This is a genomic window from Novosphingobium sp. 550D, from assembly GCF_057401885.1.
Genome location: NZ_CM171613.1, coordinates 406303 through 431922, shown reverse-complemented (window position 1 = coordinate 431922; position 25620 = coordinate 406303). Strand labels below are relative to the sequence as shown.

21 protein-coding genes and 2 pseudogenes are annotated in these 25620 nt (G+C 61.7%); 11 read left to right on the top strand and 12 right to left on the bottom strand.

The window, feature by feature from the left end; translation table 11 throughout:
- Positions 1-48: 48 nt before the first annotated feature.
- From AC2S2E_RS02095 to AC2S2E_RS02075, 5 genes are all read right to left on the bottom strand, one after another.
- Entirely contained in the window at positions 49-1401 is a 1353-nt protein-coding gene (locus tag AC2S2E_RS02095) for a TraB/TrbI/VirB10 family type IV secretion system protein (RefSeq protein WP_127709372.1), read from the bottom strand.
- A complete protein-coding gene (locus tag AC2S2E_RS02090) occupies positions 1398-2195 on the bottom strand; it encodes a type-F conjugative transfer system secretin TraK (RefSeq protein ID WP_127709374.1) in 798 nt (265 codons plus the stop codon). Before AC2S2E_RS02090 ends, AC2S2E_RS02095 begins: the two co-directional genes overlap by 4 nt.
- A gap of 41 nt (positions 2196-2236) precedes the next feature.
- Positions 2237-2800 (bottom strand): type IV conjugative transfer system protein TraE, encoded by a 564-nt coding sequence (locus tag AC2S2E_RS02085; RefSeq protein WP_127709376.1) that lies wholly within the window; start codon positions 2798-2800, stop codon positions 2237-2239.
- A 1-nt stretch (position 2801) separates the two neighbouring features.
- Positions 2802-3086, bottom strand: coding sequence for a type IV conjugative transfer system protein TraL (gene traL / locus AC2S2E_RS02080; RefSeq protein ID WP_008065174.1), 285 nt, complete (start codon positions 3084-3086; stop codon positions 2802-2804).
- Between the two features lie 92 nt (positions 3087-3178).
- Positions 3179-3502: a hypothetical protein gene (locus tag AC2S2E_RS02075; RefSeq protein ID WP_127709378.1), complete on the bottom strand. Its 324-nt coding sequence runs from the start codon at positions 3500-3502 to the stop codon at positions 3179-3181.
- A gap of 295 nt (positions 3503-3797) precedes the next feature.
- Between AC2S2E_RS02075 and AC2S2E_RS02070 the strand changes: the two genes are divergently transcribed.
- Together AC2S2E_RS02070 and AC2S2E_RS02065 are read left to right on the top strand one after the other, a co-directional pair.
- A complete protein-coding gene (locus AC2S2E_RS02070; protein ID WP_246027393.1) occupies positions 3798-4187 on the top strand; it encodes a hypothetical protein in 390 nt (129 codons plus the stop codon).
- A gap of 87 nt (positions 4188-4274) precedes the next feature.
- Positions 4275-4781: a helix-turn-helix domain-containing protein gene (locus AC2S2E_RS02065; protein WP_246027394.1), complete on the top strand. Its 507-nt coding sequence runs from the start codon at positions 4275-4277 to the stop codon at positions 4779-4781.
- Between the two features lie 85 nt (positions 4782-4866).
- Here the strand turns inward: AC2S2E_RS02065 and AC2S2E_RS02060 are convergent, their stop codons facing one another.
- Positions 4867-5250 (bottom strand): lytic transglycosylase domain-containing protein, encoded by a 384-nt coding sequence (locus tag AC2S2E_RS02060; protein ID WP_127709580.1) that lies wholly within the window; start codon positions 5248-5250, stop codon positions 4867-4869.
- 162 nt (positions 5251-5412) lie between these two features.
- Between AC2S2E_RS02060 and AC2S2E_RS02055 the strand changes: the two genes are divergently transcribed.
- On the top strand, positions 5413-5754 hold the full coding sequence (locus AC2S2E_RS02055) for a hypothetical protein (RefSeq protein ID WP_486523529.1): 342 nt from the start codon (positions 5413-5415) through the stop codon (positions 5752-5754).
- Between the two features lie 340 nt (positions 5755-6094).
- Here AC2S2E_RS02055 and AC2S2E_RS02050 read toward each other — a convergent pair.
- A pseudogene (locus AC2S2E_RS02050) lies at positions 6095-6885 on the bottom strand (IS5 family transposase).
- 412 nt (positions 6886-7297) lie between these two features.
- On the opposite strand from AC2S2E_RS02050, the gene AC2S2E_RS02045 reads away from it, so the two are divergent.
- Together AC2S2E_RS02045 and AC2S2E_RS02040 are read left to right on the top strand one after the other, a co-directional pair.
- Positions 7298-8143, top strand: a complete 846-nt coding sequence (locus AC2S2E_RS02045) for a hypothetical protein (protein WP_037523047.1) — start codon at positions 7298-7300, stop codon at positions 8141-8143.
- A gap of 92 nt (positions 8144-8235) precedes the next feature.
- Positions 8236-8901, top strand: a complete 666-nt coding sequence (locus AC2S2E_RS02040; RefSeq protein WP_486523528.1) for a DUF4410 domain-containing protein — start codon at positions 8236-8238, stop codon at positions 8899-8901.
- Between the two features lie 80 nt (positions 8902-8981).
- On the opposite strand, the gene AC2S2E_RS02035 is transcribed toward AC2S2E_RS02040, so the two are convergent.
- From AC2S2E_RS02035 to AC2S2E_RS02015, 5 genes are all read right to left on the bottom strand, one after another.
- Positions 8982-10538, bottom strand: a complete 1557-nt coding sequence (locus tag AC2S2E_RS02035) for an ISL3 family transposase (protein WP_486523527.1) — start codon at positions 10536-10538, stop codon at positions 8982-8984.
- Between the two features lie 285 nt (positions 10539-10823).
- Positions 10824-12158: a TolC family outer membrane protein gene (locus AC2S2E_RS02030; protein ID WP_486523526.1), complete on the bottom strand. Its 1335-nt coding sequence runs from the start codon at positions 12156-12158 to the stop codon at positions 10824-10826.
- The gene (locus AC2S2E_RS02025; RefSeq protein ID WP_037523049.1) at positions 12155-15250 is read right to left on the bottom strand and encodes an efflux RND transporter permease subunit; all 3096 of its coding nucleotides are present in this window, start codon (positions 15248-15250) and stop codon (positions 12155-12157) included. The genes AC2S2E_RS02030 and AC2S2E_RS02025 overlap by 4 nt, the downstream gene beginning before the upstream one ends.
- Positions 15247-16320 (bottom strand): efflux RND transporter periplasmic adaptor subunit, encoded by a 1074-nt coding sequence (locus tag AC2S2E_RS02020; protein ID WP_051887085.1) that lies wholly within the window; start codon positions 16318-16320, stop codon positions 15247-15249. The genes AC2S2E_RS02025 and AC2S2E_RS02020 overlap by 4 nt, the downstream gene beginning before the upstream one ends.
- A 164-nt stretch (positions 16321-16484) precedes the next feature.
- Positions 16485-16904 carry a hypothetical protein gene (locus tag AC2S2E_RS02015; protein ID WP_051887088.1) on the bottom strand — a complete coding sequence of 140 codons (420 nt, stop codon included), beginning with the start codon at positions 16902-16904 and terminating at the stop codon, positions 16485-16487.
- A 224-nt stretch (positions 16905-17128) separates the two neighbouring features.
- On the opposite strand from AC2S2E_RS02015, the gene AC2S2E_RS02010 reads away from it, so the two are divergent.
- The 6 genes and pseudogenes from AC2S2E_RS02010 (at position 17129) to AC2S2E_RS01985 (ending at position 25605) form a co-directional block, all read left to right on the top strand.
- Complete coding sequence (locus AC2S2E_RS02010) at positions 17129-17386, top strand: EF-hand domain-containing protein (RefSeq protein WP_122129198.1); 258 nt, start codon at positions 17129-17131, stop codon at positions 17384-17386.
- Between the two features lie 109 nt (positions 17387-17495).
- Positions 17496-18203 carry a response regulator gene (locus AC2S2E_RS02005; protein WP_202902500.1) on the top strand — a complete coding sequence of 236 codons (708 nt, stop codon included), beginning with the start codon at positions 17496-17498 and terminating at the stop codon, positions 18201-18203.
- Complete coding sequence (locus AC2S2E_RS02000; protein WP_486523525.1) at positions 18197-19534, top strand: ATP-binding protein; 1338 nt, start codon at positions 18197-18199, stop codon at positions 19532-19534. The genes AC2S2E_RS02005 and AC2S2E_RS02000 overlap by 7 nt, the downstream gene beginning before the upstream one ends.
- A gap of 67 nt (positions 19535-19601) precedes the next feature.
- Positions 19602-20099, top strand: coding sequence for an RcnB family protein (locus AC2S2E_RS01995; protein ID WP_051887092.1), 498 nt, complete (start codon positions 19602-19604; stop codon positions 20097-20099).
- Between the two features lie 431 nt (positions 20100-20530).
- The gene (locus tag AC2S2E_RS01990) at positions 20531-24775 is read left to right on the top strand and encodes a beta strand repeat-containing protein (protein WP_278986206.1); all 4245 of its coding nucleotides are present in this window, start codon (positions 20531-20533) and stop codon (positions 24773-24775) included.
- A gap of 39 nt (positions 24776-24814) precedes the next feature.
- Positions 24815-25605, top strand: a pseudogene (locus tag AC2S2E_RS01985) (IS5 family transposase).
- Positions 25606-25620 lie beyond the last annotated feature (15 nt).

Here is a 25620-nt window from a genome sequence, read left to right as displayed (position 1 = left end):
GCAGCAGGCGCAGAAAGGATCGGGAGTGAGACACGCAAGGGGGTTCCTTCAATTGCGGATGAAGACGCCGTCGAGGAACACGACCTCGACATCGAGGCCGGTCGGCATTTCGACGACGGGCTGGTACTGCTCGGCCCGCTCGATCAGATATTTGGAGACCATGTCGCCGGACTGTGCGACGCCCTGACCAAGCCCGCCCTGGGCGATGTCCGAGGGTGAAAGCGTTGAGCGCTGACCGTTCACGCTGACCGTTGGCGAGGTCAGATAGGCCGAGGAGTTGGTCGAGAAGCCGCGCCCGAAACCGCCCAGCACGCCAGCGATGAAGGCCTGACCCACCAGATTGCCCGAGCGGTTGACCACGCGGCCACGCACGCCGGTCTTGCCGCCAAAGGCGATGAAGCCCTTGACCTCGCTTACCGCGACCTTGCCGCCCGGTTGCGGGCAGGTCATGCGCTGGAGCTTCACATAGACCTTCTCGGATGAGAGATCGGCGAGCGCCGCGCCATTGACCATGCAGCCCACGATGTTGGTCTTGAGCAGCTTGCCTTGGGCATAGACCGAGCGTGCGGGGCCGGTGATGCGCAGCACGACGGGCAGCGGGTCGGTCTGGCTCTTGGTGTTGGTCGTGGCATCGACGCCCACCACCACTTTGGCTGTCGCGATTGAATTGGGCGGCAGGTAATTCTCGCTGTCGGTGAACTGGGTCGTTTTGCCCGGCACCATGCGGGTACCCGTCCCGCCCGTATCTCCGCCGAAGGACAGTAGCTTCACTTCGCTCGCACGTAGCGCGCTGGCCGGATCGATAGCTGAGCGGGCCGGATCACCAGCGGGCTGCACCAGTGGCGATCCGCTGGGGATCGAGGAGGACCGCTGATAAGTCGGGGGTGCGCCCGTTCCATAAAGCGCGGTTGGCCCGGCGGTTGCCCGCTGCATCTGGGTCGAGAGCGCGGAAATCTGGGAGCGAAGCTGGTCGTTCTCGGTCTGATAGGCCGAGAGAACCTTGGAGCCATCGGTCTTGAGCGCCTGGTTCTGACCCTGCAAATCCTCGATCTGCTTCTGGAGCTGGTCGAGGCGGACGGAATCGCCCTGCAGCGTCTTGATCTGGTTCCCCTGCGTGGTGAGCTGGTTCTCCGAGAGGGCCATCCATTCCTTGTCGGCCATCGAGCGGTTGACCATGTCATCGGTCGAGATCTTGATTGCCTTGGGATCGTCCTTTTTCTCGGCGCTGCCCGTCTGGGGTGTGGGCGAGGCAAGAATCCACCACATGCCCGCCATCACCAGCACACCGCCCAGACCCCACATGGCGATCTGCTGGCGGCGGCGAGTGACGGCATTGCGGGCGAGATCATCGGCGCCGGTGGGCGACGCGGCGGAGCCGCCTTGCGTGGTGGGTGCGCTCATGGCTGACCTCCCACATCGGCGCTGCGCTGGACAATGAAGGCCGTGGTTGCTTCACCGGGGGCCAGACGCGGATTGGTGATGCTCACCGCGATGGCGTCAGCAGGCGCAACCTTGTCCGCGCTCAGAATAGCGGGCTTGGGGCCGCGATTGGTGATCTTGAGCAGCTTGCCGGTGTAGGAGGCCCCCACATATTGCCCGACCATCTGGACGACCAGCGTCTCGATGTTGACCGGCACTAGCGCGCGCCAGGTGATGTCGAAGCCTTCGACCGGCTTCTGGGCATACATGGCCGCGATCAGGCGGGCCGAGGCATCCTGCGCCGAGAGGCCAGCGGGCCATGTCTCACCGACCGGGTGCGGATGCTCGACATCTGCATTGGCGACAAACACCTGTCGGGCGTCCGAGCCACCCACGGCGCAGATGAATTTGTAGACGAAGCCTTTGCGCGTCGTCCCGAAGAAGGAGATGGTCGGCTTGGAAAAGCCATTCGCTACGGAAAGGTAGATGTCCCCGCGCAGCGGCTCGTTGACCACCTGAAAATCATCGGCAGGATTGGCTGCCTGCACCTTGGAGACCGAGGCGAACTGGTCACCTTTAAGCGAAATGCGGGTCAGATCCTTGGCCGAGGCCTCGCAGTGGACGGTGCCATTGTCGGCCACCAGCAGTGTCTGATCGGCATAAGCGGGCGCAGCACTCGCAAGGCCGACGCCGATCAGGGCGAGGCCAAGGGCGCGCTCAGCCCACCAAAGGCGCGGGGCAAGGCTTGCCCCTGCCGACAATTCCAGAATGGCCATGAAGGAAAACCCTTGTGGGATGGTACCGGGGAATGGGCCACTCACGGCGTTTCCTCCGGCTTGGCGATCATCCCGAAGCCTTTGAGCTTCAGGGAGACGCCGTTGTAGGTCCAGGTGAAGCGGAAGGTGCGATGCTCGGAAGTAACCTCTTTGGAGGCGACGACGGTATGCAGCGTGCCGCCCACCGTGCTGGTCAGCTTGTCGGGATCGACGTGCATCGCATCGAGCGTGAAAAACTGGGTGATCTGCGAGCCTTGCTGCTCGGCCACCACCTTCATCAGTGCCTTCTTGACCTCGCCGCGCGCCTGCTCGTCAGTCACTTCGAGGATGGAATCCATCCAGTAGGTCAGGCTCTGGGGCGAACGATTGAGCGCGACCATCGCCACATCGCGGGTCACCATCTCAAGATAGTCAGGCGAGACCTTGGCGCTGGTCAGCGTGAGCGGGGTGCGCAGGGTCGGGACCAGCACGACCTCGCGGTCCTTGTGGCCGGCAGAGACCACGCTGCCGACCGCAACGAGGCCTAGAACCAGCGAGAGCAGCGCCAGGCCGTTGCGCTGGCGCAGGATGCCTTGCGATTTGTCGTGGGCGAGATCGATGTCCATCTCAGCCCGCCAACACGCGAAGATGGGACGGCGGGAAGCTCTTCATGGCGAAAAACTCGCCAGGAAGGTGCCAGTATCCAAAATGCAGGATCCAGGCCATCGAGCGTCCGGCGCGGAGTTTGCGATAACCGAACCAGGCCACGGTGGAGAACACCAGCCCGATAACGATATGCGAAGCCAGAATGCCCCAGATGAAGGGGGTGACCATCACCAGGAACTCATCCAGCGTCCAGAACCCGATGAGTTCGGGGTCATCCAGATGTTTGGGGATCGCATAGCGTTCCATCGCTGCCCGCCGTCACAAGAGTTTGTGGGGGATCGGGCCGGTCTGCGCGGGGGTGTGGGAGGGGCAAGTTCCCCGCGCAGCCGACCTTCTCGTCAGATGGTCGCGGTGACCATCGCGGTGACGATCGGCACGCCGGTGCCAGCGGCAACGCCCGTGCCGACCGGCACGGCAACCTGCGCCAGCGAGAAGCGACCGGAGGCCAGACCGACGATGCCGCCAGCCAGGCTCAGCACGGTGATCACCTTGCCGCCCGAACCGGACAGGAAGTTGGTGAACTGCGTCAGCGCGGTGTTGAACGAGGTGTCGGTGCCGGCAAAGGCGGCGCCCGGGCCGAGTATGGCCGCCGCCACTACAGCGACGCCGAGATAGGGCAGGATCGAGGCGCATTTGGGCGCCGGCAGAGCAAGGGACGTCATGGGGTAAGTCCTTTCGAGAGGGCCAGGAATGATTTGTTTCCTGTGCCGAACCGAAGGCTCCGCCAGACGGGGACTCACCGACAAGTCGGCTCCCGCCAAATTGGCGCTAAATCAAGTAAATTTCTGAGCTGGAGCGTATGCTCGAACTGATTCGGCCCACAGGGGGTTTCTGATGCGCCCAGCATGGGGCGCAAACGAAGCTGGACCGGTTTCGATCTGGCACATCAATGGGCGCAAAGCGCCCATCTTTGGGCTGAAATCTTGGGGAAACAGGAGTTTGACATGGGGGCTGTCAATGAAAGAGGAACAGACAGGGGATAGTCATCAGCCGCGATCCCAGACCGCGCATCGCTTGAAGATGAGCCCGGCGGCATTCCGGGCGCTCAGCTTGGCGCTGCACAATCTCTCCTCGCGCGAGCTTGAGCTTTGCTCACCCAGACGCCTACTGACCACGGTGCTATCCTCATCAAGGCGCGAAATATTTCATATACCTTTGAGTAAGTTGGATGGCATTTGCCATCATGACGCTCTGGTTGGCGAGGTGGCGATCAACATCCGGATCGATTCCAGAATCAATGATCGGCTGCGTGATTTTCGTGACGATGCGGGCCGTAGGTTAGGCCGATCGGTCAGCGTGATCGAGGCGATCAACGCTTGTGCCCATGTGCTGAACGAGGGTCTTTGAGCCAAAGCAACGACTTTGCCTGAAACTTGACAAAGGTCGCCCTCCCGCGCCGGTATTGGTTAACGCTGCAGCGCGCCGAGGAGAGCTATGACCGAACCTATCACTCCACCTGATGACTATACTATAGTATCCCAAGAAGGGGCCCCCTTGTTATCCGACGCGCCGGTTTCCGGGAGCCATTGCGCCTTGCTGCGGGACCGAATTAACCGCGATGGCCGGTCATTGGCAGAAATCGCTTCATTGGCGGGGATGAGCCGCCGCCAGCTTGGACGTCTCCTTGACGGCCAGAAGCCTTTACGCCTCATCGATCTCAAGCGGCTATCGGCTATCGTCGGGATTGATGCCGCCAAGGCGGTCATTGCCATTGAGGTGATCGGTGATTGGAGCGCTTATGATGAGCCAGTGCTGGAGATCCTCATCCGGATGCTGGCACCCGTTTTTAAGAAGGTGGATGCCAGCGCCGATTTCCCGATGGAGCCTTTGTCAGAGGCGGCTGAAGAAAAGTTCACGACATGGCTCGCTGAGATACTGGTCACCAACCAGAAGCAGATCAGACAGCGCCGTGATGAGTTCGTGAAACTTCCCACCCTCTGAACCCCCCTCGGCCCGCACAGCAAGGGCAAACGGCTGCATTCCCTTCGGGTCGCCAGCAGCCGCAACGAAATGAGGGGTGCCAGAGCTATTCCCTGAGTGGCATGGGCGCGGAAAGCTGCCTTTGCATTGTCACCAGAATGTTCGATACATAGTGGATCGTCTCAGTGATGCGGGGCACACGGCCTGTCGCCCGCACGCGGCCTGCGCCAGCATTATAGGCGGCCAGAGCCAGATCGAAGCGGCCGAATTCATCGAGCAAAGCGCGCAGGTAGCGCGCGCCGCCGCGCATGTTCTCGCGCGGGTCGAGGATGTTGCGCACGCCCAGGATACGGGCGCTGGCGGGCATGAGTTGTGCGAGGCCCGTTGCGCCCTTTGGGCTGACGGCGACTGGATTATATCGACTTTCCTGGATGATGAGGGCGTCGAATAGATGTACCGGCAGCCCCGCTTCGCAAGCGGCCTGAGCCATGGCCGGATACCATATGGCGCGGCGTCGCTCGGCATCTCGGGGGAGGTGAGGGCTGGGGGCGTAAGGCCTGTTTTCGCATTGGCTTTGTTGAAGCATAGTATCGACAGGCGATTGGGGGGAGTCTGGCCTATCCCTGTTGGTTTTCTGAGTTAACGCCCGGACGTGGTGCGCTCTGGTATCAGCCTGAGCCAGGGATTTCTTCGACCCGAGCGCTTCGAAATCGTCGACCAAGCCACGGATCTCTTCGGGGTTGGACTGATGGCCTCCGGTGACTGGACCTATCGACCTAATTACAAACGGTATCTGATCACCGTTCGCAGGGCTGAATGCCTGGAAGTTCACCCGCTGAGCATAGGTTCCGGGAGCTATGGCCATCGACAGAGTGCCGGCCAGCAGAAATCTGAAAATCATTACCCAATCCCAATGAAGGGGGCCGGGTTCGGTTATCGCATAGGCATCATCCCAGTTCGCCGAGCTTTTGCAAGCCTTGCAGCGATAGGTTGACAAGCGACAAGTTGAGCGTTTGCTACATTTCCAAGGTTGGTCTGTGCCAATCCAATTCCAGGTCGGGTCGACGCTGCAATCGCCCCAGAGCCGACATTCATGGGCTTTGGCCGGGGCATCCGAACCGGTCATTGATTCAGGGTCATTGCGGCAAACCGGAATGGTGTTGGCTGGAACAAAACGGCTGTTCGTCGCGTCGGGAGTCGCCGACAAGAGGAGGCGGATAACTGCTCGCACGGCGCGATGCATGGTGCTGCCATTCATTAATTCTTCTCGAAAATAAAATCCTCGCAGTGAGCGATTGCAGCCATCGGCACGCGGCTCGCCATCTTGAAATGTTCTAGGTTTCGTGGACAAAGGGTATCCATTGCAGGGCTGAGACGAGATTGACGAAGCCGAGGTAGGACTCTTTGGTTTTGTCGTATCGAGTTGCGATACGCCGCCAGTTCTTGAGTTTGTTGAAGAGGCGTTCGACAAGATTGCGCCAACGGTATTTTTCGCGATCGTGTGGGATTGGATCGCGCCGATTGCTTTTGGCGGGAATGACAGCCTCAACGTCAGCATTGGCCAATTCCTCGCGGATGGCATCTGCATCGTAGCCCTTGTCCGCCAACAATGCCTCGATCTTATGAGCAATCAAACGGAACAGCGGGCCAAAGCCTTGGATATCGTGGCTCTGGCCCGGCGTCAGGACAAAGCCGAGCGGTCGGCCTTTGGCATCGCAGCGGGCGTGGAGCTTTGTGCTGAATCCGCCTCGCGATCGGCCAAGCGCCTCGGTTTCCTGAGTCCCTTTTTTATGCCGACGGCACAATGATGTGCTCGGACCACGGTGCTGTCGATCATGTCCGCAGTGGCATCACGAGCCACCATTTCGCCCAGTGTCTCGAGCATCGCCTCGAACACCCCGGTCGTAACCCAGCGCCGGTAGCGGCGGAAAACGCTGTTCCACTTGCCATATTCATCCGGCAAGTGGCGCCATTGCGAACCTGTGCGGGCGATCCACATCATGCCTTCGAAATACAGCCGGTTGTCCTGTGCTGGACGACAGCCACGACCACGCTCAGATGGCAGTAATGTGCCGATGATCCCCCACTCGTCCTCCGTCAGCCCAATACGCTCGCCCAACGCCACCTCCAAAAGGCAGCCTTGAATCAACGCCCGATCCTGCTGTCAACCTTTGTCCACGAAACCTAAGAGAGTGATGCGCAATGGAATGTAGCGATCCGTGACATCACGACATCATTACTGGAATGATCTGCGGCACGGCGAGCAAGCTAAATGTCACAAAGATTTACAAACGCCACCAACTCCTGTTGCGCGATCACGCGATAACCGCCTCAGACATTGAGGAGGCGGTTATGCAGTTCAGCAGCCATGACAGCGGTTGACGCATCCGCGACCTGACCGGTCGCCTCCCTTGTCGTGCAATGCTCTTGCGTGGGTCGTCGTTGCTTGCTCCTCCCCCTGGGCGACCTGCGCCGACGCGATGCGGACCCCAGACCCTGTGTCCGCATCGCGTCGCCCTTTCCTGAAAGGCCCCATCATGCCCTATCGCCCTCTTGCAGCGGCGGCGATGCTGCTCGCCGGCGTTCCAGCCATGGCAGGCGCTACCCCACCCCTGGTCCTTTATCCGCGACATCTCGGTGCTGAAACCGCCCGCTATGATCATGGCAGCGCAACCATCTCGCTTCGATCGCCGACCGCTACCGTTGAAATTCGTCCCCTGCCGGTCGAGAAGGGCCAGGTCGCCTTCTCCCTGGCCGTCTTCAACCATGGTCCAGGTCCGGCCAATCTGGGTATCGAGAATATCAGCGCGACGGTGAACGGCATTCCCGTCCCGCTGCCCAGCCATGCGCAACTGGCGGAGGAGGCAGAGCGCAAGGCCCGCAATGCCAAGATCGGAACGGCGCTGTTCGCCGGCGTCCTGGCGGGTGTCGCGTCGACGGCGTCGAACGAAGGCACCTATTATCGCCATGTTCGCGGACCACGGGGCAGCTATACACAGGCGATCCACTGGCATGATGATATGCCGGGCGTGATCGGTGCGACGGCGGCGGTCGCCGGTGGCGCCATGGTGATCAAAGGCATCGATCGGAAGCTGGACTATACGCTGGCGCAACTGGGCACACAGGTGTTGCAGACGACCACGATTGACCCCGACAGCAGCTTTGGCGGCATGGTGATCCTGCCGCTGGGGCATCGGGCCGCCGGCCCGGCCGACATCCGGGTCAGCATCCGCTTCGATGGCAGGCCCTATCTGTTCGGTTTTTACCTGGCCCAGGCCGGCATGGCGCCGGCGGCCGATCTTCCCGCAACCACAAGGGCCGACGTGATCGCCCCCCAGTCCGCACCTGCCACGGACATGCCAACGGACCGAGGCGGCCGATGACGCGCCTGATTTCAACGCGGCATTCGACCAGCGGCCTACGCCCTCGGCTAGCGCTGGGCGGGATATTGTTCCTGCTCTCGGGATGCGCAAGCGTGGCCGTTCGCGACATCCGCATGACCGCCGCGCATCAGCGCCCAGCGCCTGGCGCCTTGGCCGTTCATGTTGCGCTGGCGCAGGATATACAGGCCGATCCCGATGCGGCGAAAGCAGCCCTCAGGCTGCAGGCCTGTCTGGTCGAGGCCTATCGCGATGCGGGGCTTTTCGCGTCTGTTGCCAGTAGCGGCGCGCCCTCTGCCGGTGACGCGATGATCCGGGTCCGGATCATTCGCGCCGATCGCGGCAGTCAGGCCGAACGTTTGCTGATCGGCTTCGGCGCAGGCCGGTCCGCGCTACTGACCAAGGCCTCATTCGAAGTTGCGGGACAGGCGGGCGCCGCCATGACCTTTTCCGCTTCCGCCAAGGACGGGCGCAAACCTGGCGTGATCCTGCCGGGTGGCGTGGCGATGGCGACCGGTGAATTGTCACGCCTCGCCATCGGCGGCGGCCTCGGCCTGCTGATGGAAAGCCGCAGTGGCCTGGACAGGGGCGCGAAGCGATCGGCTGCCGCCATCATCAAGCAAACCCGTCTCCTTTACCGCGCATCCGGCTGGACCTGGCCGTCCGACCAGAACGGAACACGACATAATGCTCCCCGAAAGGCATCATCCTGTCGGAGGATGAGTGGCGGCTGCTCGACCTCGTCGAGGGGCGGGTGTTGAGTATCGCCGAGAATTGACCCAGGAGAGGCAGAAATTACCACTGAGAATTGGCTCTGACTCACTTTTGCTGCTGGTAGCGCTCAGGTTGCACCGACCATCCTGGCTTCGAGCAGGTCAAGTTTCGCTCGCCCATACATCTGCCGCTTGATGAGCTTGAGGCGGGTGATCTGGCCTTCTGTCTGTCCATTTGACCACGGGGAGACGATAGCGTTCCGTACAGCCGCCAGATCCCTTTCGACGCCATTGACGAAAGAACCAACCAAGGTGCCTTTCCCAGCCTTCAGCCAATCATTGAGTTTTTCTGCCGACTTGGATCGGATCATGGATTGGAAGTTGCCGATGGCTTCGCGGGCCTCCACCAGTTCCGGGACATTCTCCTCGATTACGGCGACCAGGATTGCTTCGGATTTGGCCAGCCCATCGCGTGCCGATGTCATCAGTCGCGCAAGGACCCTCGCCGAGGGTGTCCGCGCAAGGCCGCTTTGGTTGGCCTTTTCAGCAAGGCGACGGCGCTGTGCCCATTGCGATACAATGCCGCGCTGACCTGTAAAGCCTTCTGAGCGCATCGCACGCCAGAGCGCCGATGCGTTATGAGTGCCAGCTTCCCATTGGGCATTCATCCATGGTAGCCAGCTTTCCAGGGTGCTGGGTCTGCTGCGGAATACGTCCAGACGCTGGCCACGCAAAACATCGCGTACCAGCTTTCGGCTGTGGCCCGTCTGGCGAACAATCTGCCGGATAGATACCCCGTTCTTTGCCAGTTCCTGGATCGCCTCATTGGTTTGCTGGCGGCGTAAGTAGCCTTCGTATTGGAGCTTTTCGGCACAGGTAAGCAGTTTGGGATCAATGACATTGCTGCCGACTGCGTGTCGGATCTGACGCATGGATTTGCCGACCGCATCCAGAAACGCGCGGCTAGAGTTTTCCATGAGATGCCAGCGATCAGCGACCTGTTCGGCAAGAGGCAGGCCTCTGGCAATCGCTTCACCGTAGCCGCCACCCCGATCGCGGGCGACGGTCGATATTGACGGGCGTTTGGCAAGCCAGGCTCGAGACGTTTCCAAGGCTCTGTCTGGCAATAGGGTAATTGGCCTGCGACGTTCCAGATCGCAAATGATGGTGCCGTAGGTTTGACCTCGACGGAACGCAAAGTCATCAATGCCAATGACATGCAATTCATCATGACTGCCTGTTACGTGCCGACGAACAACCCTTAACAGGGTATCCTTGCTCACCGGCATCACCAGCCGAGCGGCAAAGGCTGCCCCAGGCCTGCCGCCCAGTGCCAATCCGAGATGATGGATGATCGTCTCAAGCCTTTGGGTTCTTCGACCGTAGCGTGCCAAGATCCCTTCGCTGAATCGTTCGCAAAAGATCCGCCGACCACACACAACGTTATCGCACCAAAAGCGACGCACCAGAATAGCCAGAACAACGCGCCGACCACCGAGGGGTAAATCCGATGGCCGCCGCACATATCGGCTCTGGATCCGCCGGCTTGGTCGTCCACAGTCAGGACAAAGTGCATGAAGACAGCGAGATCGCAGAAATATGCAGAAATTCTGCCCAGTGTTCTCAACCGAGGTAACGACGAAACCCTCGGGTGCGAGGCTGGCGCGCTGAAATCGACCATGCATGGCTGATCCTCCCAGTGAAGCGCAGGAAGGATACCATCATCAGCAGCAAAAGTGAGTCAGAGCCAATTCTCAGTGATAATCCTGGGTCAATTCTCGGCGATACTCAACAGGGCGGGAGCATGCACTCGTCCATGAATGTAGCGCGGCGCTCGGCAGGGCATTTGGCCATGCAGCCCGATCGTTCACCATCATGGTCGCCATGGCGATCGACGCAGGCGCCGGCCGTAATATCGCCAGTCCCGCCCCATCGATCAGCCCGGCCAACGCCTGAATAGCGGCCGGCGCTCATTGCAGCATGGCGTTGACGCCGGCCAGCGCCTCGCTGTTCAGGTCGCCGGTCGCTGCGGCCAATTGGAGCCGGGCCGTCAGATAATCATAGATTGCCTGCCGCCGGTCACGATCCGTGGAAAAGCTCTGGGCCTGCGCATTGAGCACATCGTCCTGGGTCCGGATACCGACTTCGCGACCGGTATTGGAAGCCACCTGCTGCAGGCCAGCCGAGCGCTGCGCGGTATCCAGCGCCGCGACCCGACGCGCGCCAGTCGATACCCCATACCAGGCCTGCTGCGCCTGCAGCCGCGCATCGCGCCGGGCGCCATCCAGATCGTGCACGGCCTTGCTGGCGTTGGCGCGGGCCTCCCGTTCCTTCGACGCGATCGCGCCGCCGGCATAAAGCGGGATGGTTATACGCAGCCCCGCCGATGCCGATTGGAGACGGTCAGGCACGATGCCATTGCCACTGTCGCCACCCAGGCGATATTGCCCCTGATAGCCTGCAACGCCTTCGACCACGGGGCGCCCGGCAAGACCGTAGCGGTCGATCTCGGCGCCCGCCGCCCTGGCCTGATGCACCGCCGCTTGGACCAGCGGTGATCGGCGTTCCGCCTGCTCGATACATTCCTCCAGCCCGGCAGGCGGCGGAGGCGCCTGGAACCCGTCAGCCGGCCGCTTCAGACCTTCCGTCGGCAGGCCGGTCAGCTCCGCGAAATCGGCGCGCGCATAGGCGAGGTCGGCTTCCGCGCCGATGCGCTGCGCTTCGCTTGCATCGCGCCGCGCTTCCGCCTCGCGGACGTCGGTTATGCGCGCCCGGCCGGCATCGAAACGCGCCTGTGCGCCGCGCCGTTGCTGTTCGGATGCAGCGACCTGGGCCTGATAGGAGGCAAGCCTGTCCTGCGCTGCCAGCAGCTTGAAATAAGCCTGACCAACGCGAAGGATCAACTGCTGCTGTTCGGCTGCAAATTGCACATCGGCGCCAGCCGCCTTTTCGCGCAGCTGAACCGCCTGAGCCTGTTTCGAGGCATCATAGAGGGGCTGGACGGCCTGCACCGCAATGCTGGCACGACCACCGGACCGGCTGCCGGTGAAGACCGGCTCCAGATCCTCCGGCAGGCGGGCGTTTGTTTCGGTGACATTATATTGATAGCCGCCCTGGAACTGGACGCTCGGACGCTTGAGTGCCCGCGCCTGCACGGCCGACTCGCCCCCTGCATCGCGTTGGGCCTGGGCCGCCAGATAATCAGGGTCGTGGGTGGCGGCGGCCTGCCATGCGTCGACAAGGTCGGTCGCATGGGCCGACGGCACGACCATGATCGCGGCCCCGAGGAAAAGAAGATGCTTCATGCGGAAATCTCCGGGTTGCCGGCACAGCGCTGCGGTCGATCGAAGACCAGTTCGTAAAGTGCAGGCAGGACGATGAGGGTCAGGATGGTGGCGACCATCAGGCCGCCCATGATCGCCCAGGCCATCGGCCCCCAGAAGGTTGACCGGGTTAGCGGGATCATGGCCAGGATGGCGGCCAGCGCCGTCAACATGATCGGTCGCAGCCGATGGACGGCCGCCTCGCGCACGGCTTGCCGCATCGGCAGACCATGCGCCGACAGCGTGTCGATCTGCGCGATCAGGATGACCGAGTTGCGCAGCACCATGCCGAACAGCGCTAGCGACCCCAGCATCGCGACGAAGCCAAAGGGAATGCGGAACAGCGCCATGATCAGGGCTACGCCGATCAGCGCCAGTGGCCCGGTCGCCAGCACGACCAGCATGCGCTTCACATTCTGCAACTGGAGCATCAGCAGGATGACGATCACGAAGATGGCGAATGGCACTGCCGCCAGTGTCGCCTTCTGGTTGATGCTGCTCTGCTCGTCCGATCCGCCCTTGACGATCGATGCGCCGGGCGGAAGCGCGCGGCGCATCGCGGCGATCTGCGGCTCTATCCGCTTTGCGAGGTCGCTCGCCTGCTCGCCCTCGACATCGGCGGCGATGGTGATCGTGGGCTGCCGATTGCGCTGGTAGAGGACAGCAGGCTCGCTGCCCGCGGACACATGGCCGAGCTGCGACAGCGGAACGGCACCATTGGGCGTCTGGATCGGCAGATTGGCGATCCGGCCAAGATCCGTGCGCTTGGCTTCATTCAGGCGAAGAACCACGTCCAGCGCCAGGTCGCGATCGCGGAAGCTGGTCGTCCCTGCACCGCCGATCGCCGTCTGCAACGATTGCTGGACCGCCTGTGTCGACAGGCCCAATGCCCGGACCTTGTCCTGGTCCAGATCGACGCGGATGGCCTTCAACGGTTCGCCCCGATCACTGTTCACGTCGCGCGCATGGCTGTCCGCCCGGATCAGGGCCTCCAGCTTGTCCGCCACGGGAATAATCTGCGCCAGTGCCGGTCCCGCCACGCGATATTGCAAAGGCTGACCGACGGATGGGCCATTTTCCAGACGGCTGACCCGCCCCCGCGCCTCTGGGAAATGGGTGGCGAACAGGCCCTGAATATGGCCGATCACCGCTTCGCGCGCCTCTTCATCCCGCGTCTGCAGGACCAGTTCGGCCAGCGTGATGTCCGGTGTCTGGACGTTGAGGGGGAGGTAGAAGCGCGGCGATCCACCCCCGACATAGGATGTGACGGACAATATCCGCTTGTCGGTCGCCAGCAGCCTCTCCATCCGCGCCGCCACGGCCTGGGTCTGGGCGAAGCTGGCATTTTGCGACAATTGCAGGTCGACCACCAGTTCGGGCCGGTCGGACGCGGGAAAGAACTGGCGCGGCACGCCGATCTGGAACAGCAGCATCGACGCGATGAACATGGTCAGCGCCAGACCCACCACCGTCTTGCGCCGTTCCAGGCATCGGTCGAGCAGTCGCCGGAACCAGCCGTAGAAACGGCCCTCATATTGCTCGTCGGGCTCACCCGCATCGTCGCGCGCATCGGCCCGCTGCGGCAGCAGATAATAGGCGATGAAGGGCGTGAAGATGACCGCGACGATCCATGAAAGGATCAGCGAGATGGCGATCACCTGGAACAGCGAGATCACATATTCGCTGGCCGTCGCCTTGGACATGGCGATCGGCAGGAAGCCCGCAACGGTAATCAGCGTGCCGACCAGCATTGGCACGGCTGTCACGCCATAGGCGCTGATCGCAGCTCTGGTGCGGGTCCATCCCGCCTCCAAATGGGTCACAACCGCCTCGACCACGATGATCGCATCGTCGACCAGCAGGCCCAACGCAATGATCAGCGCGCCGAGCGAGATGCGCTGCAGGTCGATGTTCAGATAGAGCATCGAGACAAAGGTCATTGCCAGCACCAGCGGGATGCACAGGGCGACGACAATGCCGGGACGCCAGCCCAGCGACAGGAAGTTGACGGCCAGCACGATGACGATCGCCTCGACCAGCGAGGTCGTGAATTCACCGACCGATTCGTCCACCACATGGGTCTGGTCGGACACCGTGTGAATCTCGACGCCGACCGGCATCTCGGACTGGAGAGTGGCGACGACATGCTTGAGATCGCCTCCCAGGCGGGCGACATCGCCGTCCGATCGCAGGCTGATGCCGACACCCACCGCATCCCGAGCGCCAAAACGCATCTTGAAGGTGGCGGGGTCGACCGGCCTGCGCTCGACCGTCGCGATCGCGTCGAGCCGGATGCGCTTGCCATTGGCGACGATCGGTGTTGCGCCGATCGCCTCGACCGATCCGAAGGCGCCCGTCACCTGCATCCGCACCCGTTCGGCGCCGGCCTCCACGATGCCGGATGCGGCAATGCCATTGGTCGTGTCGAGCGCGTCGGCTATCGCCTGCGCGGAAATGCCCGACATGGCGAGCCGGGCGCTGTCATAGGTCACATAAATGGCTTCATCCTGCGCACCGATGATCTGTGTCTTGGCGACATCGGGCAGCATCTGGATGCGGTCGCGCAGGGTCTCGGCATAGCGTTTGAGCACCGGATAGGAAAAACCGTCGCCGGTGATCGCATAGATATTGCCATAGGTGGTCCCGAACTCGTCGTTGAAGGACGGCCCGATCACAGCGTCGGGCAAATCGCCGCGATGGTCGGTCACGGTCTTGCGGACCGTGTACCAGATGCCGGGAACCGCGCTGCTCCTGGCGGTCGAGATCAGCGTCACGTTCAGCGTCGCCTGACCCGGCCTGGCCTTGCTCTTCACATAGTCGATCTCGGGGATATTTTCGGTCAGCACCGTCTCGATCGGCTTGATGACCTGCTCCGACATCTGTTCGGCGGTGGCACCGGGCCAGCCGACGCTGATCATCATCGTCTTGACGGTGAATTCGGGATCTTCCTTGCGGCCCAATGCCATGTAGGAAAACAGGCCCGCGACCGCCGCCAGCACCAGCATGAAGCCGACCATCTGCTGATGCGACAACGCCCAGCGCGACAGGTTCATGCCCTTCTGGTCCGCACTCATGATTGCGGCACCTGAACGACGCGCACCGTCTCGCCCGCGCGCAGCAGATGGATGCCGGCGGTGACGATCGTCTCGCCGGGCCTCAGCCCCGATAGGATGGTCAGCATGTCGCCCTGGGCGCTTGCGATCTGCACGGCGCGCGGTTGCACCGTCATCGTCCGCCGATCCAGAATCCAGACCTGTGCCTGCTCATTTGCCTGTAGCACGGCCGTCAGCGGCACCCGGACGGCGGCCTTTGCCGTTGGATCTTCAACCCGCAATTCGGCGGTCTCTCCCATCCGTAGCGCTTGGTTTGGAGCGGCAATGGCAAAGCGGGCCGCGAATGTGCGTGTCGTCGGATCGGCTGCGCCGGCGATGCTGCGCAATGTCGCCGGGTAACGCCGGTCGGGGCTGCTCCACAGGGTGACGCTGAAGCGCGACGCCCCCCTGATGCGCTCCAGACTGCCTTCGGGCAGTGCCACGGCGATTTCCGGGTGCGCGGGATCGGCGAGCGTGACCACCGCCTGCCCGGCGCCCACTACCTGACCGACCTCGGCCTGAATCTGCGTGATCACGCCCGAGCGCGGCGCCGACAGAAGCGTGCGCCCCAATTGGGCGGATGCCGTACCGCGCTGGGCGGCCGCAGCCCGCAACTGCGCCTGCGCCTGGACTGCTGCGGCCTTTTGCTGATCGAATTCCGCTGGCGAGATGAAGCCTTGCTGCAACAAGGTGCGCGATCGTGCCAAGTCGGCCTGCTGCACTGCCGCGGCGGTCCGGGCCGAACCGCTTTGCGCCACGGCGCTGTCCAGCGCGCGCGCATAATCGGCATTGTCCAGCCGCAGCAGCATCTGGCCTGCGCGGACATGGCTGCCCGGATCGACGCTGCGCTCTACGATGCGGCCCGCCACCTCGAAGCCGATCTGGCTTTCGAAGGCGGACCGGATTTCCCCGGCATAACTGGCCTCGCTTGCGTGACCGGCGCCGACGCGCTGGACCGTCACCGCGCGCCGTTCATCCCTGGCGGGGGGCTCCGTGTGGCAGGCGGCGAGCAACAGCACCGCGATCGGTGCGACATGGGCAAAACGTGCCATTCCATCCCCGTGGAGAAAGGCCGCAAAAGCAGGCCCGTTCGTGCAAGGGCTTGGAAATGGAGGCGATCTGTAACAGCTCGATGGGGGCTATGTAACATCATGTAACAGCCCGCCTGAACCATGGCGCATCGATGCTGAACGGGATGCGCCATGGTTCAGCATGTTCAGCGCGGTCCGCCGCCTATAGTGCCCGAGCGGGAGGCCGAACCGCCATTGGGGCCAGTGATGTCGCGCTGATAGGTTGCGGTGCCATCGCCGTTGGCAACGGCGCTGGTCGACCGTCCCCAACTCTTGCCGCTGTTGGTCACATGGCTGGTCGCACCGTGGAACTGGCCATCCTGCACCTGATATCCGCGCTGGCTGCTGAGGCCGCGTCCGTCATTGGTCTGGATATTCCGGCTCATGGCGGCCTGCCCGCCACCGCGCGAGGCCGCATAGTCATGATGGAATCCGCGCCCGTTTGGTCCCTGAACGCTCCGGCTATGGCTGTGCTGGAAAGATCGGCTGCGGGCTTCGGCCGTCGATATCGTGCCGGCGGCAGCCAGCGTCGAAAGGAAGGCAATGGCGAATTGGCGCTTGTTCATGGTGCATTCTCCTTCTCCGCATCAGCGAGAGCCGTGCGGGAAGGAACATGTCGGGCATCCGGATGAACCGCCTTGCCGCAGAATGTATCGAATATTTGCAGCAGCCACCGCTTCGCGCGCCGCTGTTACAAACTGTAACTTGTCTTCATCCAGCCATCGGACATGGCGCCTGTGGGACCGCTATATGATCCATGCTCATTTCGGGCCTGACCAAGGAGAATGACATGAAATATCCGACGATCGCCCTGACGCTGGTGGCCCTGGCCGCAACCCAGGGCCCGACCGCCATGGCGCAGGATGCGTCCGCCAGGGCCAGGGACATTTTTGCCAAGGCGGATACAAATCAGGATGGCGCCCTGTCGCTGGAAGAATGGAAGGCCGCCGGCCGCCGCGAGCGTGGCTTCTCGATGATCGACGCCGACCGGGACGGTAAACTGACCCCGGAAGAATTGCGCGCTGCCGCTGCAAAATATGGCAAGTGATCGATCGTCCCCGGCCGCAGTGTGGCTGTTTCCGGGGACGCCCTGATCGCAGCCATATGCTGATGACGAAAGGAACGAGATGATGGCCCCGCCCCAGGCGTCCAATGGCATGGTCGCGATCGTCGAGGATGACCCCGGCATCCGCGACCTGGTAAAGCTGTTGCTGACCCGCGAGGGCTTCGACGTGCTGGCCTTTGAAGGCTCGGCCGGACTGGAGGCGGACGGCGTCCTGGAACGGCTCGATTGCCTGATCCTCGACCTGATGCTGCCGGGCGAGGACGGGCTGGAGATATGCCAGCGTCTGCGCGCGCGCTGGCCGCGCCTGCCGATCCTGATCGTCACTGCCAAGGATGATCCGATCGACCGGATCATCGGCCTGGAGATCGGCGCGGACGACTATCTGGCCAAGCCGTTCAACAAGCGCGAATTGCTGGCACGGCTACGCTCGATCATCCGGCGCACCCGCGACATCGCGACCGCCTCTGCCGAAGAAAGCGGCGACAATTTCCGCTTCGAAGGCTGGTTGCTGCGCCTGGGCGCCCGCGACCTCACCAACCCGGCAGGCGAACCGGTCGGCCTTACGACAAGCGAATTCGACCTGCTGCATGCGCTCGTTCTCCATCCCCGACGCATCCTCTCGCGCGAGTTGCTGATCGACTGGACGCGTGGCGGCCATGCCAGCCCGGTCGATCGCGTCATTGATGTGCAGATGAGCCGGTTGCGACGCAAACTGGGCGATGATCCACGCGAGCCGGCGATGATCCGCACGGTACGCGGCGATGGCTATCTGTTCGCGCCGGCGGTGACGCGATGCTGAAATTGCGTCCGCTGCGTCTGCGGGACCGCATCGGACTGATCGTCCTGTTGCATCTTCTGGCGATGATCGCGGTGACCCTTCTGTTCCTGCAGCAGACGGACATGCGCAAGATCGCACCGCTTTACCGGGTTCCCGTTCCGGAGAAGGTTGCCCTCATTGTAACGGCCTTCGAGCGGACGCCGCCCAACACCCATGCCGACCTTGTCCGCGCCTTTTCCGATGCGACCCTGCGCGTCACCCTGCTCAAGGCGCTGCCAGCTGAAAATCCGGCATCGGCCACCCCGACGACCCTGGCCCGCTACCGGCAGGCCCTGGGCGGCCGCCCCTTCAGGATCGAGACACAGGGCGATATCAGCCCCGCCAATATCGACATGTGGCCAGCCGTCACCCTGAGCCCGGTGCGGGTATCGGTCGCATTGGCGGAGGGCAACGCCATCCGGGTCGAGCAGATGGTCGCCGCGCCCCTCACCAAGATCGTCAGCAATCTGATGCTCTTCCTGCTCACTGTGGCGATCGTCGACATCATCGTCATCCTCTGGCTCGCCTCGCAGACCACGCGCCCGGTCGAGCGACTTGCCCGCGCAGTGCGCGACGACCGGCTCGACCAGTTGAAGCCGGGAGGACCACGGGAAATCATCGAACTGGGCGAAAGCTTCAGCCAGTTGCGCCAGCACCTGCGCGCGCTGCTCGATGAGCGAACCCGCATGCTCGCCGCCATCGCTCATGATTATCGCACCTATCTGACCCGGATGGATCTGCGCAGCGAGTTTATCGAGGATGAGGATCAGCGCCTGCTGGCGCAACAGGATATCGAGGAAATGCGTGCCCTGCTGAGCGACACCCTGACCTTCGCGCGCGAGTCCGCCGCGACCGATCTGGACATGGCGGTCTGTGATGTTCGCGCCGAATTGGCGCTCGTCGCTGCGGAACGGTCCCAGCGCGACCAACTGGTCGACATCGCACCCTTGCCGCACCCGCTCCATGCCCATGTTTCCCACATCTCGTTGCAGCGCATGCTGGCCAACCTGCTCGATAATGCGGTCCGCTATGGTGGTGGCCTGGCTCGCATCCGGGTGGAGAGCGACGCGTCTCATATCCGTATCTTGGTCGAGGATGATGGCCCCGGCGTACCGCACGGCAGCTTGCAGCGCCTGACCGAACCGTTTGAACGGGTCGAGAGTTCACGGGCCAGGCAGACCGGCGGCGTCGGCCTGGGCCTGTCGATCGTGCAGGCGCTGACCCAGCGCTATCGCGGTGACCTCATGCTGGAGAATCGTCGGGAGGGTGGGTTTCGCGCGATATTGTCGCTCCGCAGGGCCGACACGGATTGATACACAAGCCCCGATCAGTTGATGCAAAACGGCGCGATAACGGGCTCCCATCACATGGAGTTCGATCATGTTCCATCCATCCGGCCGCCCCGTCATTGCCCTGCCCAAATTCCGCATCGGTTCCGTCCGGGCGAGCACCGGCCTTCTGCTCTTCATCGCCATGACCACGGCAATGGGCACGCCGGCCAAAGCACAGGCCGTGCGTCAGACGACCGTCATATCTGCGCCAAGGCTGGTGCAAAGCCGCACGGTCGTGGTCGACCGGGGACGCCCTGGCTGGTGGCGCGGCCATCCCGCCTTCGCTTATTATCATGGTCCCCGCCATGGCTATTATTTCGCGCCCGGCTTTGGCTATTATCCCGTGGCCCCGCGCTATGTGAACGTCGTCTGGCGGGTGGGCGGCACCTTGCCTGTTTCGATGCGCAACTATGTGGTCCTCAATCCCGCCGGCTTCGGCCTTGCCGTGGCGCCGGCCGGACATGTCTGGTGCTATGCGGGCACCAATTTCGTGCTGATCGCGCGGACATCCGGCGTCATCGTCCAATCCGTGGCCGGGGGGTGGTGACGGCCTAATCTTGGGCGGGCGACCGGATACATATCGCCAGATCCGAACCCTATCAGCCCCTCACCCATCGATCCCGGCCTCTGTCATTTTTTGCTGCCAGCCCGGCTTTTCAAGATCCATCAGCAGACGCTCCCACATCAGTGGTCAGCTCGTATCGAGAGAGAAAAGCAGCGACACTGCCCCTTAGGCATCATGCGGCGCACCCTAGAATTTTGCGTCTCGACAACAATGACATGACCGTTCATGCGGTTTGGCGGGGATGAAATTTTGGCGCCACATAAGCGCTACATTATTACGGGGGGGAGTTTTACGTGGTCGGTCGGAACAAAATGTCGGTGCGCCGCTGGACGTTGGCGCTTAGCAGCAGCGTGGCTGCGGTTGCGACCGCTTCGGCCTCGCCAGCCTGGGCACAATGTGTGCCTAATCCAGTTGTGACCGACATGGTGACGACCTGCAGCGGTTTGGAAGAAAATGGTCTGATCGCTGGTGTCAAAGATGCAAAAGTGGTCGTCGATTCTGGTGCAACGGTGTCCGGCCCGGGCCGCGGCAGCATCATCGTCCAGTTTCCCGCACAAGCCGATAGCTTTGGCCATGCAGCATCGGAAATCATCGTCCGTGGCACGGTAACGGGAGCCAATAGCGGTATTTACGTGATTGGACGGCCTGCCGGTTTAACCGACAGCTACTATTCAACGCTGACAGCAAGCGCGATCACCGTCGAACAAGGCGGCAGCATCAGCGGCAGCATCGGCATCTCCGTCAACCCGGTCGGCGGCTATCATCAGGACTGGGCCTGGGTGACACTCTCCAACAGCGGAACGATCAGCGGCACGAGCGGCATTGCGCTACGCGGCAATGATACGGCCAGCGGTCGGTTCGAGAGCATCTATAACAGCAAGACGGGCGTCATCGGGGCAATCCAGGCGCAGGTTGGCCTGCTCGCTAACGAAGGGTTGATCGACGGTGGCGCGATCAGCGCGATCAGCGACCTTCCCGGCTATTACGTCTATTATGGGCAAGGCACGATCACCAATAGCGGCATCATCCGCTCCAGCGGCAGCGCTGCCACCATCTTCCAATATCGAAACTTCAATCCGGGCAATTATGTCGAAAATGCCGGATTGATCGAAAATCTGGGTTCAGGGGCCGCCATCGCCGGCAACACGATCTTCTATCTCGACAATGGCGCGAACGGCATCATTCGCGCCGCATCGGGCGCGGCGATTACGGCGCCGTCTTATCTGTCCATCAGTAACAGCGGCCGGATCGAAAGCCCGGGCGATGCGATCGCAACGAACGGTCGCATCGATCTGACCAACACTGGCACCATAGCCGGCAATGTCGTTTCGGCCACCGGCAACCGTTATAACGGAAGCATAATCGACAATCGCGGCGGTCTGATTGACGGCGATGTTCGCCTCGGCGCGGGCGATGATGTGTTCATTGCCGACGCGACCGGCATAGGTACCGTCACGGGACGGTTGGATGCCGGTGACGGGATCGACACGTTGCGTTACCTCTTCCTGGAAGATACGATCCTCGATTCCGGGATGGCGCTTCCGGCGACCTTTGAGCAACAGGCCATATGGGTGGGCGGAAGTTCCACGCTGACATTGGGGCTGGACTTTGTGTCGACCAGCACGATCGCCGTTGGTGGCGGTGATCGCTATTACTACAACCCGGAAAATCGCTTCATCAACCGAGGCCTCATTGATACCAATGGTCCGGCGCTGGTCAGCGACAATGGCGCGACCGGCGGCCTGACGGCGAGCAATGAAGGTAGAATTCGTGCTCGCCTCATCAGCACGGATCAGTTCGCGGTTGATCTGGATAACGAGTCCTATTTCAGCAATTCCGGCGCTATCTCGGCAATTGGCGGTGGCGCGGTCCGCATTACCCGTGGCGACGCGTTTGCAAATAGCGGCGATATCCTTGCCGACGGGACAGCTGTCATCACGACCATTGCGCTAGCCAATAGCGGCACGATCCGCTCCACCGCTGGACTAGGCGTGGATTTCAGCAATGCGCTGAATGGACGTTCCACCAATAGCGGGCTTATAGAAGGCGCAACCGTTGGCGCACGTATCTATTATGCCACTCTGGTCAACAACGGCACGATCGGATCCGCCGGAACAGCCCTGGAGTTCGGCTATAGCGGCAATTTTTACAATGAATCCGGCGCCATCGTGCGCGGCGGCATGGCCGCGGTTCGTCAGTCTTCCGTCTATCCCGGTTCCGGCGGCTCGCTCCTTTCCAACGCCGGCCTGATAATCGGCGATGTCGATTTCGGCAGCGGCGGCGGTGGAATGCCTAGCAGCAACATGTTCGTCGCTCGCCCGAGCGGCATGCTCGACGGCGATTTGAATCTGGGAAGTGATAACGACACGCTTGTCACCAACTTCGTAAATGATGGTCCCGGTCAATTTGCCGGAGTGAGCGGCACCGTCACCGGCAACGGTAGCGAGAATCTCCGTTATATCATCGACGGGACGTTTGCGACTGACGTCGGCAGGACAGGCATATTCCGGCGCATGGGCTATGATCTGGTAACCGGCAGTTCGCTGACCTTGAGCGCCTCATCAATGCCCGCGGACACTCTGACATTTGCCGGGCAGGGCAGCGTCGATCTGAACGCAGACATGGCCGCCAGCCTTTCTGATCCTCTGATCCGCCTGAATACCGCATCCTACGTCACAGACGCAGAGGGCCTAGCAATCGCCAACGCGGTTACGCTGGTAAGCCATGGCACATTGTCCAAGACAATGACCGATCCCTTTGCTTTTGGGGCGCCCCTGATAGCGGTCAGCGGCGAAAACAGCTTTGAAAATGCGGGCACCATAACTGCAACGGGTACTCAATATTATCGGCTGACGGCCATCGCTGGCGGCGGTACCATTATTAATAGCGGAACCATCGAGATCAGCCGAGCGGACGCTTTTAATGGCAGCTTTTATTCGGCCTATGACAAGACGACCGTGATCAACAGCGGCACCATTCGCGAAGCGACAGGTGGCGACGGAACCGCACGCGGAATCATCAATGCGAATACGCTGGTCAATAGCGGCACGATCGACATGGGCAATACCGCCGTTGCGTATGACTATCTCGTTTATGGCGCGACACTCACCAACAGCGGATTGATCCGCAGTGCAAATGGCGCGGCAATCTCAAGCCTCTACTACGCAGCGTCGATCCGGAACGACGCTGCCGGAACCATTCAGGGCGGTGTCGGCAACACGGCCATTTCCCTCAACAGCGGCCAGATCAGCAACGCCGGCATAATCAAGGGCGATGTCCGCTTCGGCGACGATTATTTCGGCGGTCCCGGCGTCTATATCGCCAATGGAGGTACGATTGAGGGCAACCTGTACTTCAGCTCAGGAAGCGACATTCTTTTCCAGTTGGGGGACGATCTTGGTGTCACCGGATCCATCGATGGTGGCGCGGGGCAGGACATGTTCGGCCGCGTCTTCGCAACCGACACCACGGTAAAGCTGGGCGCACGGCCGGACATCGGGTTTGAACGCGACTATCTGCTGGCACAGGCTGGCGCGACGGTATCGATCGATGCCGCCGCCCAGTCGACCGATATTCTGTTCATCGGCGGCGAAGGGGCCTTCGTCAATCTGGCGACGCTCGACGGGCGTATTTCGACGGACATTCCCTATTATTATTCCTCACCGATGGTCGCCACCTATCTGCCCAGGAAGTTGGCAACATTCGTCAATCGTGGCACGTTGAACGGCGGCTTCGCAGGCAAGACCGTTACCTTCGATAATGAGGGCAGCATTGGCATCTCCGACTTGAGCTATTCCGCTGCGGTCGTCCAATATGGCTATGAAGGCGATCTTCGCTTCACCAACAATGGCACTATCACTGGCGCGAGCTATGGCGCGGTCGAGCTGTTCGGCGATGGTGTGTCCGATGTCAGTTTCCGCAATGATGGCCTCATCAGCGGAAATGTGGTCATCAATACGGGTTTCGCAGAGACGGCAGCAGGCCATCTCGGCATCATGAATGACGGCCTCATAGAAGGCTCCATGTCGGTCCTTACGGGCTTTGCCGGAGAAACGGCCGGAAGCTTCAGCTTCACTAACAGCGGGACGTTGCGCTTTGACGGAGGCGATGCGCTCGCGGTCAGCAACTACCATTATCTTACCGCAAGCGGCGGCCATTATGCGATCGACAATAGTGGCCTGATCGAGAGTGGCGGTGCCCTAGGCGTTGCAATTCGCCTTAGCCTTGGCTTCCCGGGCGACAGCGCCCAGATCGTCAATAGCGGTACCATTCGCGCCAATGGCGACGGCGTGACGGAAACCTATGCCTATCCGGGATATGGGGATTTCATTTATTCCCAGCCTTCCGCCGCTATCGCCCTTTTTGGCGATGATGCGGCCACACTGGCCGTGTCCAACGCGGCGAACGGCATGATCGAGACGACCGGTGCCCTGTCGACGGCGATCTGGGTGAGCGACGCCGCGCTGACACTCGACAATGCCGGCACGATCCATGGCGGGGCGGGCACCGTCCTGGCCGACACGGACCAGTTGGCGCTTTCGCTCGGCAATCCCTACCTTGCCGGCGCGATCCAGACCGTCGGCAATGGCGCCGACAGCATCCGCAACAGCGGCACGATCATCGGGTCGATCGACCTAGGTTTCGTGGACAAAGGTTGACAGCAGGATCGGGCGTTGATTCAAGGCTGCCTTTTGGAGGTGGCGTTGGGCGAGCGTATTGGGCTGACGGAGGACGAGTGGGGGATCATCGGCACATTACTGCCATCTGAGCGTGGTCGTGGCTGTCGTCCAGCACAGGACAACCGGCTGTATTTCGAAGGCATGATGTGGATCGCCCGCACAGGTTCGCAATGGCGCCACTTGCCGGATGAATATGGCAAGTGGAACAGCGTTTTCCGCCGCTACCGGCGCTGGGTTACGACCGGGGTGTTCGAGGCGATGCTCGAGACACTGGGCGAAATGGTGGCTCGTGATGCCACTGCGGACATGATCGACAGCACCGTGGTCCGAGCACATCATTGTGCCGTCGGCATAAAAAAGGGACTCAGGAAACCGAGGCGCTTGGCCGATCGCGAGGCGGATTCAGCACAAAGCTCCACGCCCGCTGCGATGCCAAAGGCCGACCGCTCGGCTTTGTCCTGACGCCGGGCCAGAGCCACGATATCCAAGGCTTTGGCCCGCTGTTCCGTTTGATTGCTCATAAGATCGAGGCATTGTTGGCGGACAAGGGCTACGATGCAGATGCCATCCGCGAGGAATTGGCCAATGCTGACGTTGAGGCTGTCATTCCCGCCAAAAGCAATCGGCGCGATCCAATCCCACACGATCGCGAAAAATACCGTTGGCGCAATCTTGTCGAACGCCTCTTCAACAAACTCAAGAACTGGCGGCGTATCGCAACTCGATACGACAAAACCAAAGAGTCCTACCTCGGCTTCGTCAATCTCGTCTCAGCCCTGCAATGGATACCCTTTGTCCACGAAACCTAGATGCGTTCGCATTTT

What these genes read in the sequence shown, in the direction of transcription:
- AC2S2E_RS02095 (WP_127709372.1), bottom strand. Translation starts at nt 1,401, where the DNA reads ATGAGCGCACCCACCACGCAAGGCGGCTCCGCCGCGTCGCCCACCGGC.
- AC2S2E_RS02090 (WP_127709374.1), bottom strand. Translation starts at nt 2,195, where the DNA reads ATGGCCATTCTGGAATTGTCGGCAGGGGCAAGCCTTGCCCCGCGCCTT.
- AC2S2E_RS02085 (WP_127709376.1), bottom strand. Translation starts at nt 2,800, where the DNA reads ATGGACATCGATCTCGCCCACGACAAATCGCAAGGCATCCTGCGCCAG.
- traL (WP_008065174.1), bottom strand. Translation starts at nt 3,086, where the DNA reads ATGGAACGCTATGCGATCCCCAAACATCTGGATGACCCCGAACTCATC.
- AC2S2E_RS02075 (WP_127709378.1), bottom strand. Translation starts at nt 3,502, where the DNA reads ATGACGTCCCTTGCTCTGCCGGCGCCCAAATGCGCCTCGATCCTGCCC.
- AC2S2E_RS02070 (WP_246027393.1), top strand. Translation starts at nt 3,798, where the DNA reads ATGAAAGAGGAACAGACAGGGGATAGTCATCAGCCGCGATCCCAGACC.
- AC2S2E_RS02065 (WP_246027394.1), top strand. Translation starts at nt 4,275, where the DNA reads ATGACCGAACCTATCACTCCACCTGATGACTATACTATAGTATCCCAA.
- AC2S2E_RS02060 (WP_127709580.1), bottom strand. Translation starts at nt 5,250, where the DNA reads ATGGCTCAGGCCGCTTGCGAAGCGGGGCTGCCGGTACATCTATTCGAC.
- AC2S2E_RS02045 (WP_037523047.1), top strand. Translation starts at nt 7,298, where the DNA reads ATGCCCTATCGCCCTCTTGCAGCGGCGGCGATGCTGCTCGCCGGCGTT.
- AC2S2E_RS02035 (WP_486523527.1), bottom strand. Translation starts at nt 10,538, where the DNA reads ATGCATGGTCGATTTCAGCGCGCCAGCCTCGCACCCGAGGGTTTCGTC.
- AC2S2E_RS02030 (WP_486523526.1), bottom strand. Translation starts at nt 12,158, where the DNA reads ATGAAGCATCTTCTTTTCCTCGGGGCCGCGATCATGGTCGTGCCGTCG.
- AC2S2E_RS02025 (WP_037523049.1), bottom strand. Translation starts at nt 15,250, where the DNA reads ATGAGTGCGGACCAGAAGGGCATGAACCTGTCGCGCTGGGCGTTGTCG.
- AC2S2E_RS02020 (WP_051887085.1), bottom strand. Translation starts at nt 16,320, where the DNA reads ATGGCACGTTTTGCCCATGTCGCACCGATCGCGGTGCTGTTGCTCGCC.
- AC2S2E_RS02015 (WP_051887088.1), bottom strand. Translation starts at nt 16,904, where the DNA reads ATGAACAAGCGCCAATTCGCCATTGCCTTCCTTTCGACGCTGGCTGCC.
- AC2S2E_RS02010 (WP_122129198.1), top strand. Translation starts at nt 17,129, where the DNA reads ATGAAATATCCGACGATCGCCCTGACGCTGGTGGCCCTGGCCGCAACC.
- AC2S2E_RS02005 (WP_202902500.1), top strand. Translation starts at nt 17,496, where the DNA reads ATGGTCGCGATCGTCGAGGATGACCCCGGCATCCGCGACCTGGTAAAG.
- AC2S2E_RS02000 (WP_486523525.1), top strand. Translation starts at nt 18,197, where the DNA reads ATGCTGAAATTGCGTCCGCTGCGTCTGCGGGACCGCATCGGACTGATC.
- AC2S2E_RS01995 (WP_051887092.1), top strand. Translation starts at nt 19,602, where the DNA reads ATGTTCCATCCATCCGGCCGCCCCGTCATTGCCCTGCCCAAATTCCGC.